The organism is Laspinema palackyanum D2c (assembly GCF_025370875.1).
GTDB classification, from domain to species: Bacteria; Cyanobacteriota; Cyanobacteriia; order Cyanobacteriales; family Laspinemataceae; genus Laspinema; species Laspinema palackyanum.
Window position 1 is genome coordinate 18,098 of the sequence record NZ_JAMXFD010000016.1, and the last position, 16,179, is coordinate 34,276.

The window sequence follows — 16,179 nt, forward strand, 5'->3', positions numbered from 1 at the left end:
CTTATCCTTGCACCTCTTCCCAAAACCAATTGCACACCTCAGTATTATCCGCCTCTCGACTCCGCTGCAACCCCTCCTCTAGCAACGACATCTCCAAACCCGGTAACAACTTCGACTCTCGAATCCGTTGACTCCCATTGGGTGCAATCATCTCAAACGCAATGATCGGGGCATTTTGAACATCAACCACCCAATATTCCCGCACTCCTAACTCCTCATACAACAGTCGCTTAATTCCTAAATCATCTGCCAGAGAAGTCACCGCAATTTCAATCGCTAAATCGGGAGGGAGGTTTTTATCTAAATCCACCGCCGAACTCCCTTTTGGAGATGACTTTACCCGATCGCCGATATAATAAGACAGGTCCGGTTGGCACTCGTTTTTACGCGATTGCCGGTAAGTGCAATTAACCTGGACTCTCATGGGTATGCCTTTTGTCATTCCCCATAAATTAACTAAAAGGGCAAGGATTCCATTATCTTCAGCATGATTCCACCCCACTGCTGACATTTCTATTCTCCCTTGTCCGTTGTAGTAGTAGCCCTTAGATTTTTCATAGTCTGCATTTTCAAGGGTGTCGATATATTCCTCCCAGGTGGCAGTCACCCAGACATCGGTGGAAAACTCTGTTTTGAGTAAATTCATAACATTTACCTGCGGTGTTATAGCATTGTTTGGCTCCAGCCTTAATTTAGCTTGGATTTTCAAAATCTGTGAAAGTCCTGTAGAGCATCAGGGTAAAAATATCAAATGTATCTTTTGCTGGAATTATAGCAGACGTTCAAAGATGGAAACCGTTAATTTTTGTAAAAAAAAAAGGACAAGGCACTGCCCTGTCCCAAAGGTAATAACGGGTTACTTTGATTAGGCGATCGCCGATTCAAATTGTTGCAATTGAGCCAGATCCGGGGCCGAGTTTTTTCCGAAAATGGTCGGTAATTCCCCCACCTTAACCAGCACCTCTCGCACCTCTTGATTAGAAATATCCGCCAGGTTTCGATTACTTAACAGGGCTAAAGTTGCCGCAATGCCTAACCCATGACCCACTGCCGCATTGTATTCCACAATTCGTCCCGCAGCGGAAGCAAACCCCTCAAATCCAGAGGCAGGACTGACAACGGCTAAATTCTGCACCGAGTTCAGTTGTGCGTGACGGATGCCGACATTAAAAATTGGCTTACTAAACATGGTACTGACAAACCCATTGGCGAGGGCTTTATCGCCAATGCCAGGAATCCCTCCGCGCACATCAAAATGATAGGCAAAGGTTGCCAATGCCTCAGATTTGGGAACGCCCCCGGCTAACATTTCAGCACCACTTAAAGGCTCGATCGCCTCGGTGATATTTCCCGCGTGTCGGATGTACAATTCCGATGCAGGCGTTACCTTTTTGGCCCCAATACTCTTAAACCATTGCTCAACAAATTTCATCTCCTCCAGCATTGCCGGAGTCGGTTTCCCGCCATTGTTTGCCAGCGTCTCTGCTTCGCTGCCGGTAACCGCAATCATCAACGCATTCCAAGAGAGGCGATCGCCGGATAAAATCGCCACATTTCCTCGGTCTAAAATTGCCCCACTGTCATACAGGGATAACTTTTTACCTCGGAACGAATGATAGGCGATGGATAACGCATTACAGCGAATATCAATATAATCTTTCCCCGCCCACAAAGTTTTTAAATTTCCGTGGGAATCTACCAACTCCTGCCGCAATGATTCAGCTTTGCGCTCATCAAATCCAGCCGCAGACTTGAGGAAATTCTGAGCTTCCGTATCTGCCAAATTTCTGAAGCGTTTCAGATAAGCTAATTCTATCTCTTTGAGGCGCTGAATACTCAATCCTTCGGTTTCAAACACCAAGGTCACCGGCAGTTCAGAATCCGGTAAGCCAAAAGTTCCAAATCCTTGAGACTTTTTCGCCCCTGCCGCTTGTGCGAGTTCCGCATTCACGGTAGAATCAATAAATTGCTTTGCTGTATAGGTTTCACCGCGACTGGTAAGAATACTGGTCAAATTGGGTCCAGATTTAACCACCGAGGCGATTTTAACCTCACTGAGAATCGCCACCCCTGCTTCCCGAAGCATCTCTTTCAAAGCGCGATCGCCCTTTTCAGGGTCAAGAGCAATTTGCACCACTCCCGCCCGTTTTAAAAACTCTTGATACAGGGCAGAAGGCGCACCGAATGTATCCAGATTCAGAGAGGTTTGAAGCTGCCGATCAATTTGAGTGCGATCGAGATAAGATAATTTCCCTCGGATTAAATGACCCCCAATGCCTTCTCCAGCATTTGCCTTAGACATTAACAACATCTTGGGATACTTTTTCGTCTGACGGCGATACTCTCGCGCTGCCGCTACCATCGCTAAAACCCCGGGTACTTCATCCCCAAATCCGATGATATCGTAATACCGTTCTGCTTTATTCATAATGTGCGCTCTTGATCGCAAAGATTGGTAAACGCCGGTACAACCCGACAGAGATTATTCCCTATACCTTTGCTAACGCTGTTCATCCGGAGGCACTGAACCCCAAGAAAATCCCTCTTTTTTTCGTAGTAACGACTTCAGTCGTTATCCCCTCCCCAACCCAATCCCCACCCCCCTAAAACCCCACGATCATAATCCTCACCGTCAATCTGACCCCAAATTTCGTTAAAGTTAAAAGCAGTAACCTCTTTAGGAGATTTCAGGATGTCAGCTCAACTCCTCCTTGTCGATGATGAACCCGGATTACGGGAAGCGGTGCAAGCCTATCTGGAAGATGAAGGATTTTCCGTGCAGGTGGCGAGTAATGCCAATGATGGATGGGATTTGCTGCAACAGCAACATCCCGATTTAGTGATTACGGACTTGATGATGCCTCAAGTTGATGGATTTGAATTTCTCAAACGGATGAGAGAAGACCCCCGGTTTAAAGTAATGCCTGTGGTTTTTTTAACCGCTAGAGGGATGACAGGCGATCGCATCCAAGGCTATCAAGCCGGTTGTGATGCCTACCTCTCCAAACCCTTTGACCCCGATGAATTAGTGGCGATCGTCCGTAACCTGTTAGATCGTCGCGCCGCTGCGAGTGGGGAAGGAGAAGCCCCAGATTTAGCCTCCTTAGCGCGGGAAATTGGTGAAATTAAGTCTATGTTATCGGGACGGCATTCCATCGCCCAAACCCCACCCCCGATCAAAATTGACCTGACCCCGCGCGAACAAAGTGTTTTGGATTTAGTCGCCAAGGGACTGATGAACAAGGAAATCGCCCGCAATCTCGATACCAGTGTTCGCAATGTCGAAAAATATGTCAGCCGCTTATTTAGCAAAACCGGCACCAACAGCCGAACGGAGTTAGTGCGGTATGCGCTGGAACATGGGTTGACCGAATAGGGACCGATGGCTCGTTGCGGGTGATTGACTTCAACCTGTTGAATCATCCTCCGCGATCGGCAAATGATTAAGAAAAGTTACATTTCTTTAAAAATTGGTCATATTTTCTCATTTTGGAGAAAATTTTTGCTAACGTTTGACCCATTACTTGAACAAACAATAAGAAAAAAGACCTAAAACTTATGAGAGTTGCAAAAATTTCCTCACCTTTGGGACAAGTCTTAATGATGGCAGCGTTAATGATTTTGATGAGTCTGGGGACAATGGCTGTTGTTGTTTTAGCCGGTGGTGTCTGAGGCAGAAAACATGAGGGTTCTCTGCCTGGGTGCTTCTTTTGATTGGATCACAGACGTAAGAGCAAATTAGAGCCGTGGGTATCGGTGCCACAGGTATGGAATAATCCGTGGGTGGCACCTAACTCATAAACTTTGGCGGTTTGCTTGGGACTGGGTTTCCAGGGGTTAGGGTTTTTGTAGGCATAATAGGTTTCGATGCCATCAATGCCCAAATCGGCGGCTTCGGGAATCAGGTCCTCGGGCGATCGCTTGGCATACCGCGCCGGGTGAGCTAAAACTGCCAATCCTCCGGCAGATTGAATGGCATGAATGACCTGGGAGGCTTGATAATGGGGACCCTTGACCGTGTGACCTTCCAGATACGGTTGCATCCGAGGATGTTCTGGATTGAAGGCATATCCCAGAATATGGACCTCCGTATCCAGGAGACCCGCATTAATTTCGACCCCAGTCCAGAGTTGGGGGGCTTGAGGCAGTTCCGCAACGGTTCTGTCACTTTGATATAAATTGGAATGGTCGATCCACCATTCATCCAACCAGCGTTGAGCGGCATAGTAGCCTTTGACACTGTGATGATCCGTAATTGCCAGCCCTTTGAGACCAATGCAGATAGCTTGTTCCATCACTTCTTCCGGGCGTAACTTGCCATCGGAACAGACGGTATGGAGATGAAAATTATAAGTAGTCGGGCAACTATCAGGGTTGATCGCCTGAAACACGCGACCTAGCGCCGCTTTGTTCTGTGCGACGGGCTGAGTTGAAATAGACTGTTGAGAGACTAAGAGCGTCATAACTACCTCATAAATTGGGGAGTGTTCGGGTTGAACATCAACACACCCTGAAAAGGCGAGGGTTGACGGCAAAACGTCACCTTCGGCAAGTTCATCTCGACGTCGGCATCAAGGGTCGGCGATCGGAAGGGAAGGGCGATATAGTCCTGAACCCGTAGCACTCGCAACGAACGTTTAGAATTTAGAAGTCGATCTTGACGAGCGCGAGAATTTTCTTTACATATTTTAACAGTCCGAATCAAGTGCTCACCAAAAAATTAAAAAAATATTAACTATGCCGGGGAAAAGCCAGAATTATCAATCGACTATTAACAACGGGTGATTGATTAAACCTCAAACATTCAAGCCAAATCCCTGGGGTTAGAACGGTCCAATAGGTATAAATTCAGGGGACAAGAAACCGGGGTTTCAGGCCCTAATTTGTGGCAAATTGGCCTAACTTTTCTCAAAAAACCGGGTTTCTAACCGATATTCTTCGTAAAAACCCGCACCCTCAAGGGTGGGAAAAAAGCGGACGAAGCCCCAGAAGCGCCGGTTCAAGAGAAAACTAGGTTTTGACAACTGAATTTGGGATGACCTAAACCGGAGAAACTCCACAAAAATAACCAAGCTAGGGGCTTGGTTATCCAGGGAATATGCTCGGGGAGTCGAGGGACCGGCTCCCTATTGAACCTAAAACGGGGCTGAGAAATTTGGAAGGGGGGGGAAACAGAGGCGGCAGTCGGAGGGTGTCTGCCGGTCCCCCACCTGTGAATTGAGCGATCGCTCGTGAACAGAGACCGATGATTCGGGAACCTAGTAGTAATTAGCACAGGGAATTACTTCTCCTGAGATTCAGTATTACGAGATTGCCACGCTTTTTCCAGAAGTGCCGACCACCGCTTTTGGACCTGTTTGGGAGTACATTTAATCTCTTGGGCGATTTCAGCGTCGCTGGCTCCAGAGCGCTTCAGTTTGAGAAGCTGTTGCTGTTCTTCCGAGAGGTCACCGAGGAAATTATCCCACTGTTGCAAGGGCATTCCCAAATTTTGATCCAAGTCCGCACCGAGCCATTGATGGACCAGTTTCCAATGTCCAGAGCGAGCAAACTTTTCAACGTGATACTTGAACCGTTGTTGTAGGTAATCCCGCTGACGTGCGCTCAGACCGAGGATTTCGTCGATTTCCGGAGCTGCCAAATCTTGCAGTTTCAGGACTAAATAATCGATACAGTCCGATTGACCTTGAGACTCCAGATATTGAATCAACTCAGCAATCACGCGATCGCGCAACACGGCCTCGGCTGGGTCCACCATCTCGGCAATCATTTTTTCCCGAACCTGCTGTGCCGCATAAGAGCGACTTTGAACCTCAGCATCTTCACCCTTGGGAAACTCGATCGCCTGTTCAATATCCACCAGCGTTTCCGGGGGTTGACCTTGGGCGAACCCTTGAGCACGCAGCACAATCAGTTGTTGATTGTAGCGACCTGGGAGGGTAATCCGACGCTTGGCGTAATGTTCGGTAAACGCCATATACTCTGCCAGTTCTAACTGAGTCCGAGGGGTGTAGGTTAGGGGCATTTCATGTTCGCGACGGAAGGCACGCAGCACCTCGATATAGAACCCTTGCAAGAAATCTTCGATTAAGGTGTATCGCGCTTGGAAGCTCAGACGAGAGTGCAGGTGAGCCACATGACGGTAAACCATCGAGCTGAGTTGAGCATGGAGGTCCACCCGACCTTGCCGAGAACCGAGCTTGTAGTAGTGGAGAGACTTTTGTAAGCGATGGCGAGCTAGAGTAATCTGCCAGGAGCGAACTTCACCCGAATTTTGAATCCGATTGCTTTTCCGGCAAATCCGCTCAACCTCTTTGGCAATCCGTAGGGCCACTTCTTGGGCGCTTTTTGAGCCGCTTTTCAGCTTTTGGCTAAGTTCATCGAGGATTTGCTCGCTCAACTGTTCCGTGTCCATTCCCAGTATGAAGATGGGTTCTTCGGTGGTGTCTCCAGGTTGGCTCTCCACTTGAGGAGTGCCTGCGGTCATTTGCGGAGTAGCAGGAACTTGAGCATCGTTTTTCCGGGAATTGGACGAATTGGCTAGTTTAACGTTCATGAGTTTTGCCTCGGGTAACGCACCGGACTAAAGAACCGTAGACATTGAGGGAAAGGAAGAGAGGGTCGCTTGTCGGTTGAGCCTCTTGCTCTCGTTCCCTGCGCTGTCTACATTTAGACTGTCCCAAGATTGAGCGGACTTTGGTGGTCAGTAGATCCCTCTTTCTAAACCGGCATACTGCTGTAACGGGACAGGATGCGCCACTGTCTGTTCTTTTCCGGTTGCGATCGGCCAATGGCTAAGGTTTTACGGGTGGACGGTCGAGAAAGTGGTTGATTCCACCCACTCCGCATTGACAACTGGCACATGGGTATCATTTAAAACTTGGATATCAAATCTCCGTGATCCTCTTCGTTTGGGAACGCGGTTCATCCGGATCCAACGGTGGGCAATGTTTAAAAGATCACCCCTCGGGATGGTTAGGGGTGGGGGGATATAGGGCCTCTGCTAGAAGAGTGAATTGCTTTTAAAAACTGTGGGGTTGGCTAGAGTTGCGATCGCCTATCCTCCAACAAGGTTGAGAGCGTCCGTTGTAGGGTGCTAAAAAAAACCCGCCTGCGATCGCAGACAGGTCAAGAATTCAAGTTTTTTTAGCCCGCCCAGGTGGGCTTTGTCCATATAGCTCCACCCTTGAGGGTGCGAGGCGCTTGTTCAAATCACATTAGCAACCAGTTCAGCCCCTAACCCCTCCCGCACGATCGCCGGTTCATTGTCGGTTAAATCCAGAATGGTCGAGACTTGATATCCAGGCTCTTCCCCGGTATCAATAATCACATCCACCAGTTTTTCCACTTCGTCAAACAACTCCGCCTTACCGATGAAACCATTGTGTTCTAAATAACTTGGTAGAGGCGCTGAAGTCGAAATAATCGGATTTCCCAGTGCCTCAAGTAAATCTAAGCACACCCGACTATCTGGAACCCGGATACCTGTGGTTTTCCGTTTGGGGTCCATCACCAGCTTCGGCACCAGCTTCGTTGCCGGGAGTAAAAAGGTGTAGGGTCCTGGAATCAGGCGCTTGATAATGCGATAGGCTGAATCGGTGACGGTGGCGTAGGCCGCAATATTGGATAATGAAGGACACAGAAAGGTTAACGGCTTATCATTCGAGAGTCGCTTAATCTGCCTAACTCGTTCGATCGCCCCTTTAACGGTAATATCACAGCCGATCGCATAAACCGTATCTGTGGGGTAAAGCATGACTGCACCTTTTTGCAGTGCATCCACCACTTCTTCAATTTTGCGAACTTGGGGGGTTTCCGGATGAATTTCGTATAGAGTTGCCATAATCGGTGAATTGAAATGTGAAAATTAACTGGGACTGGATTGCCCATGAATCTGGGCTCTTGACTATTTATTGTGCGGATTGATGAAAAAAATTGCCTATCTTCAATGTCCCACCGGCATTGCTGGTGATATGTTCCTTGGCGCACTGGTGAGTGCGGGGGTTCCGTTTGATTATCTCAGGGAGCAACTCGACTGCCTCGGTATTGGTCCGGAATACCAACTCAGGCAAGAATGGGTGCACCGCAACACCCAGCAGGCGATGAAAATTCATGTTGATCTGGTTGAGACTGTTGCTCAGTCTAATCCAGATCCGGGCGATCGCCACCCTCATCACCCCCATGAACATGAGCATCATCATCATCCCCATGAGCATGAGCATGAACATCATCATGAGCATGAACACAAACATCATCACAGTCATCCCGCGACGCGCCACTTACCCGAAATCGAGACGCTGATTCAAGGGGCGCAGTTACCGAAACGGGCTGAAACCTGGAGTTTGCAAGTATTTCGGACTTTAGCGGTTGCCGAAGGGGCGGTTCATGGGATTGCGCCGGAACAGGTGCATTTTCATGAAGTAGGTGCAACCGATGCGATCGTGGATATTGTCGGGACTTGCTTGGGATTAGATTGGTTAGGAATTGAGCAACTGTATTGTTCACCCTTGCCTACGGGAGGGGGTACAGTATGGGCAGCACATGGCAGATTGCCGGTGCCCGTGCCTGCGGTCCTGTCGTTATTCCAATCGCGGCAGGTGCCAGTTTATAGTAATGGGATTGAGAAAGAATTAGTTACTCCAACTGGTGCGGCGATCGCAGTCACCCTCGCCACTGCCTTTGGGAATCCGCCTCCGATGAGGATTGAGCAAATTGGATTAGGTGCGGGTTCTCGGGATTTGCCCATTCCCAATATCCTGCGCCTGTGGGTTGGGGAATTAACCCCTAATCCGCCAGAATCGACGGTTACCGAGACTATTTCAGTCCTAGAAACGCAAATTGATGATGCCAATCCCCAGGCGATCGCCTATACCTTAGAGCGATTATTTGCAGCAGGTGCATTGGATGCCTTTACGGAGGCAATATCTATGAAAAAATCCCGAACCGGCATCTTGCTGACGGTGATTTGTCATCTTGAACAACAAAAAGCCTGTGAAGCGGTAATATTTCGGGAAACGCCTACCTTGGGGATTCGGATTTCGACCCAACAGCGATCGATTTTGCATCGGGAACTCCAGACCGTTTCCACTCCATTCGGGGAAGTGCGGGTCAAGGTTGCCACGGATAGTCAGGGGAGGATTATGAATGTGCAACCGGAGTATGAGGATTGCGCTAACATTGGGCGATCGCAGAATATCCCCTGGCAAGAAGTTCATCGCCAAGGATTGCAGGCATGGTATAGAAAATTAGAATAAGTGGGGAGGACAATGCGGTGCCGTTTCTCTATGCTTCAAATCATGGGATGAAACTTAAATGAAAGTATTTGAAATCCCCGGACATCAAGTGATTTGGGGAGATGTTATCGATGCTTTAGAAACCGGGATTGAAGATAACAGTATTAATTTAATTTTTGCCGACCCTCCCTATAATATCGGCAAAATTTTCAATGGCAAAAAAGAACAGTGGAAAGGTGATGAGGCTTATTTAGGCTGGTGCTATCAATGGCTAGAATTATGTTTTCGTAAGCTCACAACCACCGGGACATTATATTTGATGTCTGCTACACAATATATGCCTCATCTGGATATTTACCTGCAAAAAAGATTAACCATTTTATCCCGGATTATTTGGCATTATGATAGTTCGGGAATGCAAGCGAAAAAACACTTTGGCTCATTGTATGAACCGATTTTATTTGCCGTTAAAAATCCTAAATTTTATACATTTAATGCCGATGAAATTCGGATTGAAGCCAAGACGGGCGCAGTCCGAAAACTGATAGATTATCGAAAAAGGGAACCGGCTCCTTATTGTACGACCAAAATCCCAGGAAATGTTTGGTATATTCCGCGAGTGAGATACAGAATGCCGGAATATCGAAAACATCCGACGCAAAAGCCGGAAGCGTTACTCGAACGAATTATCAAAGCTAGTAGCAATCCGGGTGATTTGGTATTAGATTTATTTGCTGGAAGCTTTACCACCGCAGCCGTTTCTCAGCGATTAGAGCGAAAATCAATTAGTATTGAACGAGAATATGAGTATGTAGAAATTGGATTGAATCGCTTGGGAATAAACCTGAATCATCCTGAATTAAAACCAGATTGATTTGGGATAATTTGAGCGCTTTGATTATTCTAAAGATTTAAGCATCCAAACGGAATGACTTTGATAGCCTAATTTTTGATAGAGATTTAAGGCGGGGGGATTATTGAGGAAGACTTGTAAACCCATCTGCCGATCGCCTCGTTCCCTGGCCCAATTTTCAGCATATTCCATTAATGCTGAACCCAATCCTCGGCGACGGTGTTCTGGTGCAACATAGAGCACAAAAATATGAGCGTGCCGATCGCCTTTAACCTGATCCACTGCATTTCCTAACCACAAACAACCCACGGGTTCAGAATTATCAGCCGATTCCACCCACCATAATGGCGTTTCCTCGGCAAAATATTGGTCAACGGTTTGGCCTAAATGGGAAAAGTCATGGTCTGGGTAAAGTTCCTGATAGGTTAACTTCAAGAACTTTACCAGTAAGTAGCGATCGCGGGATGAACCAACCCGCAGGTGATATCCCGGAATCAGTTCCAGAGTTGCCGGTTTGCTATGCAAATTCCCCTAACTCTCTTGATTGAAAAACAGTGTATCTTCCGGTAACCCTTTAATCAAATGGGATAGAGAGGGAGGCAGTTCGGCAACGTTGGGGAAGGAGATACTAGAGAGGCGATCGGCAGGTTGCACTTGTTCTTCGATGGGTGCGGGGGCCATCATATCAGCAGGTAAGAAAATCCGCGCACTGACGGCGACTAATGCGACTAAAAAGACTAGGAAAATGAAGAAGGGCAAAATTTGCGATCGGATGATTGACATCATTGGGGTAAAAGATAGGACGATGTAACTGCGGGCATGAAGATTGAGCGGGCTGCACCCTTTTTGAGGGGTTACTTTGATTATTATCTCACGATTTGCTAGGGGATGACCAGACAAAGGGTGGGGGAGGAATCCTCACCCTTTGTTGGGTACTAATCGCGATCGCTTCCGGGACGAGGCATCAGTAAGGCATTCGACTTATTCAGTTGTCGCAACCACATCCATCCACCAACCCCGACAATTAGGGAAATCCACCCGATCGCCGGTTGTAAGAGTAAGAACCCTCCCGTGGTTAACAAAAACCCAAACAGCAGTAAAATCCCTGCTGCTACTCGTTGTAGATCCAGACTCAAATTCTGGGCGGGTTCTAATCCGGTACTGGCGCGTTGCTTTGTCCAACCGGGTCCCCCGGGACGAACCCGGCGATAGAATTCATTGAGGGTTGCTTCGGTTTCTGGTTTGGTTGCAAATAAAGCAATCACCCATAAGATGGTAACGCTGGCAGTGATGAACATCAGGCGTAACCCAAAGTCAGCGATGGTTAACGCCGGGACCAAACTGGTGACAGAACCAATGATGAAACTGCCGAGAATGGCGGTAAGTTCGGCCGCCGCATTCACGCGCCACCAGAACCAGCGTAAGATTAAGACTAAACCTGAGCCGGTGCCGATGGCAATCACGAGACGAAACACGGTGGCAACGTCAGAAGCAACAAAGGCGGCGATCGCGCCAATTGCGGTTACCAATACCGACGATAACCGCCCAATGAATACTAATTCGGTTTGAGTTGCTGAGGGTTTGATAAAACGCAAATACAGGTCATTGGTGATAAACGAAGCCCCCCAGTTAATGGAGGTAGACACCGTACTCATAAACGCTGCAATCAACGATGCTACGACTAACCCCAGCATCGCAGGCGGCAGGAAGTCTAACATTAATTTCGGGTAGCCTAATTCTTTATCTTGTAAATCGGGATACAGCACGAGGGCAGCTAATGCCACTAAAATCCAAGGCCAAGTCCGAATCACATAGTGCATGATATTGAACAACCATGCAGCTTTTTCTGCCTCGGTTTCGTTTTTCGCCGCCGCAAAGCGCTGAACAAATTCCCCACCGCCATCACTCCGCCGCCAGGACCACCATTGAATCGCAATATAAGCCAGAAAGGTACTGGCGGTAATCCCTGCGGTTTGGCTGAATTGAATGAAGGCATTACCTTCCCCACCAAAGCTTAGGGGTAACAAGGACAAAATATCTTTGTCAGAAACTAGAGGGACTTGCCGAACCAGTTCTTGAATGCCCCCAACGCTATTTACGGCAAAAATTGCCACCACGATCGCCCCAAATAAGGCGAGGAAAAATTGGAAGAAGTCCGTGGCAACGACGCCCCACAATCCCGCTAATCCGGCGTAGATTAACACGAAGATGCTAACGCCAATTACACTAATCAGTTTGAGGGTATTTTCTCCGGCATCAATGCCGAGACTTTGCCAAATTCCCAAGGCATCCACCACTTTTACCATTGCCAGCATGGCATAGCCGATGCCGATGCAGTTCATAGGAACGGCAAAGATAAAGGCCTTGACACCGCGCAAAACCGCTGCCATATTGCCGCCATAGCGGATTTCCGTAAGTTCTGCATCGGTGATGACTTCCGATCGCCGCCACATCCGGGCAAAGATGTACACCATGATGATATGGGAAATGCCAAAGGTCCACCATTCCCAGTTTCCCGCAATACCTCGGTTACCAACGATGCCGGTAATGTAGAGAGGGGTATCAATGGAGAAGGTGGTGGCAGCCATACTGGTTCCGGCTAACCACCAAGGTAGCGATCGCCCGGATACAAAGAATTCGGCCAGATTCTTGGAGCCTTTTCGGGATAGATATAACCCCACTGCCATTGTGGCAACGAGATAAAACAAGACAATTAACCAGTCTATGAGTGTCATTCTTTACTTATCAAAACCTAATCGCCAATCTTAACGCGCTGCATACCCCCATCCAGAAGGGCGATCGCATTCCATACCCGAATCAATTCAGCATTCTCTTAGCCCGCCTTTGCGGGCTACCCTTCGGGAACCCGCGAGGGCGTCTACGTCCGTATAGCCGCACCCTTAAGGGTGTCGGGCTGTTTCCCGCTAAATTGCCCCGAGTACGCTTGCCAACAGCGCTTTTTGGGCGTGCATTCGATTTTCGGCTTGATCCCAAACACGGGATGCCGCCCCTTCGATCGCCCCATCGGTGATTTCTTCACCGCGATGAGCGGGTAAGCAGTGCAAAATAATAGCACTTCCATCGGCATGATTAAACAACTCTTCATTCACCTGGTACGGCTGAAATAGGGGAATCCGGGTTCTGGCTTCTTCCTCTTGCCCCATACTCGCCCAAACGTCGGTATAGAGCACTTGTGCACCTTTCACCGCCTGGATGGGGTCATGGGTGATTAAGATTTCACTTTTGCCTTGGGCGATTTTCTTGGCTTGTTCGACAATCTCGGCAGCCGGTTCAAATTGTGCCGGGGTGGCGATGCGGATATTCATGCCAACCATTGCCCCTGCCAGGAGGAGGGAGTGGGCGACATTATTGCCATCGCCTAGATAGGTGAGGGTGACATCTTCGAGTTGTCCGAAACATTCGCCCACGGTCATGATATCGGCTAAGGCTTGACAGGGATGTTCGCGATCGCTCAAGGCATTAATCACCGGCATTTCGGCATAGTGAGCAAAGGTTTCTAGGTCCGCCTGATCAAAGGTCCGAATTGCGACAACATCCAAATATCGGTCTAACACCCGCGCTGTGTCCGGTAAGGGTTCCCCCCGACTCACCTGGGTGACATTGGGATTTAAGTCAATCACTTGGCCCCCCAGTTGGTACATGGCTACAGTAAAGCTGACCCGAGTCCGAGTTGAGGCTTTGGAAAAGAGCAACCCCAGCACTTTTTCACATCGGGGGGTGAGGGTTCCGGCTTTCATCTGCGTCGCGAGATCCAGCAGTTGATGCAGTTCTTCAACGCTGAGATCAGCAACGCTGAGTAGATCTCGTCCTGTTAATGTCGCCATAGTTCTCCTTTCTCCTGATTGTTTCGTTCTCTCTTATGGTTTGGCTTGGGGTTGTTGTCTGAGGGATTCAGACCCCACCACCCTCATGGGATTGCTTGTCCTAAAACAGTACCAGATTCACGCCCTGGCGATCGCTACGGTTTCTCCACGACGGTTGACAATTGATGACAATTCCCAATGATGTCCCAAAACTTGCCTCTATCTTCTCGATACTTTAGGTGGTAATTTGACAAGAGAACGTTAAATTTTGGTTTGTTTTACACAACAATTTAGGATTTTACTGTATTTTTTATAAGCCAACAAAATACTATTAAATTATTTTAAAAATATTTGAAGGCAATCAATCTTTTTCCGTTTTAATAGCAAATTTTTATTAGAAAAATCTACCCAGATTTATTAAATATTATTTGGAAATGTTTATAATAAAACTATCATTCGGGTTCCAGTCAAAAAATCGCCAATATCAACGGTTTCTGAGAAGCGACTCCCCGGAAGAGTCCCCACTATTAGTCCAACTTTATCTGGATGAACTACAAGACCCTCCGACTCCCTCCTTGGGATTGGGAATGGTTACCTTGGTGGTTGAGGAACGCCAAACGGCGATCGACAAAGCACACCAATTAATCCAGCAAGCAAAGCAGCAGCTTGTGGATGAAGGACTCAAGCAAAAAGTTGTAGGATTAATAGAGACCATCATGGTCTATAAGCTCACGGATTTGACAACTCAGGAGATTGAAGCCATGTTTGGATTAGACGAGTTGAAACAGACGCGGTATTTCCAAGAAGTCGCCGCGCAAGCGGAGGAAAAAGGCAAGCTCAAAGGTAAGCTCGAAGGCAAGGTGGAATCGGTCCCTAATCTATTGGAAATGGGGTTGACTGTACAACAAATTGCATTGGCCTTACAATTAGACATTGAGCAAGTTCGGCAAGTCATCCAAGACTTATCGAATCCTGATAATCCTCCTCTGAGTCAGAGTTAAAACCCGTTTTAAGCGGTATTGTCGGGGCTTTTTTTAGGAAAAGCCCCAGCCATATTCATTGAACAAGTCAGGAGATTAAAGCCATGTTTGGATTAGACGAGTTGAAACAGACGCGGTATTTTCAAGAAGTCGCAGCGGAAGCCAAGGAAAAAGGCAAGCTCAAAGGTCAGATCGAAGGTAAGCTCGAAGGTAAGCTGGAATCGGTCCCTAAGCTCTTGCAAATGGGGCTGACTGTACAACAACTTGCATTGGCATTAGAATTGGATGTTGAGCAAGTTCGGCAAGTAATCCCAGACTTATCGAATTCTGATAAGACTCCTGAGAGTCAGGCGTAGAGGGAGGGAAAAGTTATCAGGAATCAGGCAAGTCCAGATGAATGAAAGAATCATGACTGGGAATGAAATCGGAGAATAAAATTAGGACAAATTTGCTGAATATTCAGGTGCAAAAACCCGCTCAAACGAGTTGGAATAAAATTAATTTGACTGTTCTGATTTCCGAACAGTCAGAAGGGGGATATCAGGCAACTGTGCTGGGTTTGTCCGATTGCCAAGGGTCGGGATTGACTAAAGAAGAGGCGATCGCTAATCTCAATCAAGCCCTTAGCACTCGCCTAGAAACCACGGAAATAGCTTCTTTACAAATTGTCAATCCCAACGCGGAGCATCCTTGGATGAAGTTGGCGGGAAAATACAAAGATGATCCAGACTTTGATGAAGTGCTGAAAGATATTGAGGCGTTCCGTCAAGAAATTGATGCAGAAATGGAAGATTATTATCGTCAACTGGATGCGGAGGAATCAGGCAAATGACGTTATGGGTATTTGATACGGATTGTCTCTCTCTTTTACAACGCGGACATCCACACATTAATCAGCGCATTCAGCAGGTTGATCCTGAACACTTAGCCGTTACAATTGTGACGGTGGAAGAACAACTGTATGGACGACTCAATCGAATTCGCCGATCGCCCACCGGAGATGCGCTGATTTTAGCCTACGCCAAACTCCGGGAAACGGTAGAGGATTTCAATCAGCTCAATCTCCTTGATTTCGATCGCCCTGGGTTGACGCAATACCAGGAGTTCAGACAGCAACGAATCCGGATCGGGGCGCAAGACTTGAAAATTGGGGCAGTCGCCCTCTCCCTCAGTGCAATTCTAGTCACCCGCAACCATCGGGATTTTGAACAAATCCCAAGGTTGCAGTGGGAAGATTGGACGATCGCCCCAGAAGCGTGAGAAGGGGTACGCTCAGTTTCCCGATCGCA

At 47.8% G+C, this 16,179-nt stretch carries 17 protein-coding genes; 7 read left to right on the forward strand and 10 right to left on the reverse strand.

The window, feature by feature from the left end:
* Window position 1: 1 nt before the first annotated feature.
* Together NG795_RS17860 and NG795_RS17865 are read right to left on the reverse strand one after the other, a co-directional pair.
* Window positions 2-646: a Uma2 family endonuclease gene (locus tag NG795_RS17860; RefSeq protein WP_367289995.1), complete on the reverse strand. Its 645-nt coding sequence runs from the start codon at window positions 644-646 to the stop codon at window positions 2-4.
* A gap of 219 nt (window positions 647-865) precedes the next feature.
* A complete protein-coding gene (locus NG795_RS17865; protein WP_367289996.1) occupies window positions 866-2,428 on the reverse strand; it encodes an FAD-dependent oxidoreductase in 1,563 nt (520 codons plus the stop codon).
* Between the two features lie 264 nt (window positions 2,429-2,692).
* On the opposite strand from NG795_RS17865, the gene NG795_RS17870 reads away from it, so the two are divergent.
* Window positions 2,693-3,376 carry a response regulator transcription factor gene (locus NG795_RS17870; protein ID WP_015151455.1) on the forward strand — a complete coding sequence of 228 codons (684 nt, stop codon included), beginning with the start codon at window positions 2,693-2,695 and terminating at the stop codon, window positions 3,374-3,376.
* A 343-nt stretch (window positions 3,377-3,719) separates the two neighbouring features.
* Here the strand turns inward: NG795_RS17870 and NG795_RS17875 are convergent, their stop codons facing one another.
* The 4 genes from NG795_RS17875 to NG795_RS17890 all read right to left on the reverse strand — a co-directional run bounded on the left by NG795_RS17875 (window position 3,720) and on the right by NG795_RS17890 (window position 7,843).
* Window positions 3,720-4,463 (reverse strand): PHP domain-containing protein, encoded by a 744-nt coding sequence (locus NG795_RS17875; RefSeq protein WP_367289997.1) that lies wholly within the window; start codon window positions 4,461-4,463, stop codon window positions 3,720-3,722.
* An 818-nt stretch (window positions 4,464-5,281) separates the two neighbouring features.
* The gene (locus tag NG795_RS17880; RefSeq protein WP_436836062.1) at window positions 5,282-6,556 is read right to left on the reverse strand and encodes a HetZ-related protein; all 1,275 of its coding nucleotides are present in this window, start codon (window positions 6,554-6,556) and stop codon (window positions 5,282-5,284) included.
* A gap of 164 nt (window positions 6,557-6,720) precedes the next feature.
* The gene (locus NG795_RS17885; protein WP_367289998.1) at window positions 6,721-6,864 is read right to left on the reverse strand and encodes a hypothetical protein; all 144 of its coding nucleotides are present in this window, start codon (window positions 6,862-6,864) and stop codon (window positions 6,721-6,723) included.
* Window positions 6,865-7,207: 343 nt separating this feature from the next.
* Complete coding sequence (locus NG795_RS17890) at window positions 7,208-7,843, reverse strand: L-threonylcarbamoyladenylate synthase (protein ID WP_367289999.1); 636 nt, start codon at window positions 7,841-7,843, stop codon at window positions 7,208-7,210.
* Window positions 7,844-7,925: 82 nt separating this feature from the next.
* Between NG795_RS17890 and larC the strand changes: the two genes are divergently transcribed.
* Window positions 7,926-9,254, forward strand: coding sequence for a nickel pincer cofactor biosynthesis protein LarC (gene larC / locus NG795_RS17895; protein ID WP_367290000.1), 1,329 nt, complete (start codon window positions 7,926-7,928; stop codon window positions 9,252-9,254).
* Between the two features lie 58 nt (window positions 9,255-9,312).
* Window positions 9,313-10,107 carry an adenine-specific DNA-methyltransferase gene (gene yhdJ, locus NG795_RS17900; RefSeq protein WP_367290001.1) on the forward strand — a complete coding sequence of 265 codons (795 nt, stop codon included), beginning with the start codon at window positions 9,313-9,315 and terminating at the stop codon, window positions 10,105-10,107.
* Window positions 10,108-10,131: 24 nt separating this feature from the next.
* On the opposite strand, the gene NG795_RS17905 is transcribed toward yhdJ, so the two are convergent.
* The 4 genes from NG795_RS17905 to argF all read right to left on the reverse strand — a co-directional run bounded on the left by NG795_RS17905 (window position 10,132) and on the right by argF (window position 13,931).
* A complete protein-coding gene (locus NG795_RS17905) occupies window positions 10,132-10,611 on the reverse strand; it encodes a GNAT family N-acetyltransferase (RefSeq protein ID WP_367290002.1) in 480 nt (159 codons plus the stop codon).
* Between the two features lie 6 nt (window positions 10,612-10,617).
* Entirely contained in the window at window positions 10,618-10,869 is a 252-nt protein-coding gene (locus NG795_RS17910; protein ID WP_254567000.1) for a DUF8624 family small hydrophobic protein, read from the reverse strand.
* Between the two features lie 152 nt (window positions 10,870-11,021).
* The gene (locus NG795_RS17915) at window positions 11,022-12,821 is read right to left on the reverse strand and encodes a sodium:solute symporter family protein (protein ID WP_367290003.1); all 1,800 of its coding nucleotides are present in this window, start codon (window positions 12,819-12,821) and stop codon (window positions 11,022-11,024) included.
* A gap of 189 nt (window positions 12,822-13,010) precedes the next feature.
* A complete protein-coding gene (gene argF / locus NG795_RS17920; RefSeq protein WP_367290004.1) occupies window positions 13,011-13,931 on the reverse strand; it encodes an ornithine carbamoyltransferase in 921 nt (306 codons plus the stop codon).
* Window positions 13,932-14,344: 413 nt separating this feature from the next.
* On the opposite strand from argF, the gene NG795_RS17925 reads away from it, so the two are divergent.
* From NG795_RS17925 to NG795_RS17940, 4 genes are all read left to right on the forward strand, one after another.
* Window positions 14,345-14,911: a DUF2887 domain-containing protein gene (locus NG795_RS17925; RefSeq protein ID WP_367290005.1), complete on the forward strand. Its 567-nt coding sequence runs from the start codon at window positions 14,345-14,347 to the stop codon at window positions 14,909-14,911.
* 83 nt (window positions 14,912-14,994) lie between these two features.
* Entirely contained in the window at window positions 14,995-15,246 is a 252-nt protein-coding gene (locus tag NG795_RS17930; protein WP_367290006.1) for a hypothetical protein, read from the forward strand.
* Window positions 15,247-15,308: 62 nt separating this feature from the next.
* Complete coding sequence (locus NG795_RS17935) at window positions 15,309-15,722, forward strand: type II toxin-antitoxin system HicB family antitoxin (protein ID WP_367290007.1); 414 nt, start codon at window positions 15,309-15,311, stop codon at window positions 15,720-15,722.
* On the forward strand, window positions 15,719-16,150 hold the full coding sequence (locus tag NG795_RS17940) for a type II toxin-antitoxin system VapC family toxin (protein ID WP_367290008.1): 432 nt from the start codon (window positions 15,719-15,721) through the stop codon (window positions 16,148-16,150). Before NG795_RS17935 ends, NG795_RS17940 begins: the two co-directional genes overlap by 4 nt.
* The last annotated feature ends 29 nt before the right edge of the window (window positions 16,151-16,179 follow it).

What these genes read in the sequence shown, in the direction of transcription:
- NG795_RS17885 (WP_367289998.1), bottom strand. Translation starts at nt 6,864, where the DNA reads ATGTGCCAGTTGTCAATGCGGAGTGGGTGGAATCAACCACTTTCTCGA.
- NG795_RS17930 (WP_367290006.1), top strand. Translation starts at nt 14,995, where the DNA reads ATGTTTGGATTAGACGAGTTGAAACAGACGCGGTATTTTCAAGAAGTC.
- NG795_RS17890 (WP_367289999.1), bottom strand. Translation starts at nt 7,843, where the DNA reads ATGGCAACTCTATACGAAATTCATCCGGAAACCCCCCAAGTTCGCAAA.
- argF (WP_367290004.1), bottom strand. Translation starts at nt 13,931, where the DNA reads ATGGCGACATTAACAGGACGAGATCTACTCAGCGTTGCTGATCTCAGC.
- NG795_RS17860 (WP_367289995.1), bottom strand. Translation starts at nt 646, where the DNA reads ATGAATTTACTCAAAACAGAGTTTTCCACCGATGTCTGGGTGACTGCC.
- larC (WP_367290000.1), top strand. Translation starts at nt 7,926, where the DNA reads ATGAAAAAAATTGCCTATCTTCAATGTCCCACCGGCATTGCTGGTGAT.
- NG795_RS17940 (WP_367290008.1), top strand. Translation starts at nt 15,719, where the DNA reads ATGACGTTATGGGTATTTGATACGGATTGTCTCTCTCTTTTACAACGC.
- NG795_RS17870 (WP_015151455.1), top strand. Translation starts at nt 2,693, where the DNA reads ATGTCAGCTCAACTCCTCCTTGTCGATGATGAACCCGGATTACGGGAA.
- NG795_RS17925 (WP_367290005.1), top strand. Translation starts at nt 14,345, where the DNA reads ATGTTTATAATAAAACTATCATTCGGGTTCCAGTCAAAAAATCGCCAA.
- NG795_RS17880 (WP_436836062.1), bottom strand. Translation starts at nt 6,556, where the DNA reads ATGAACGTTAAACTAGCCAATTCGTCCAATTCCCGGAAAAACGATGCT.
- NG795_RS17910 (WP_254567000.1), bottom strand. Translation starts at nt 10,869, where the DNA reads ATGTCAATCATCCGATCGCAAATTTTGCCCTTCTTCATTTTCCTAGTC.
- NG795_RS17915 (WP_367290003.1), bottom strand. Translation starts at nt 12,821, where the DNA reads ATGACACTCATAGACTGGTTAATTGTCTTGTTTTATCTCGTTGCCACA.
- NG795_RS17865 (WP_367289996.1), bottom strand. Translation starts at nt 2,428, where the DNA reads ATGAATAAAGCAGAACGGTATTACGATATCATCGGATTTGGGGATGAA.
- NG795_RS17935 (WP_367290007.1), top strand. Translation starts at nt 15,309, where the DNA reads ATGAAATCGGAGAATAAAATTAGGACAAATTTGCTGAATATTCAGGTG.
- NG795_RS17875 (WP_367289997.1), bottom strand. Translation starts at nt 4,463, where the DNA reads ATGACGCTCTTAGTCTCTCAACAGTCTATTTCAACTCAGCCCGTCGCA.
- yhdJ (WP_367290001.1), top strand. Translation starts at nt 9,313, where the DNA reads ATGAAAGTATTTGAAATCCCCGGACATCAAGTGATTTGGGGAGATGTT.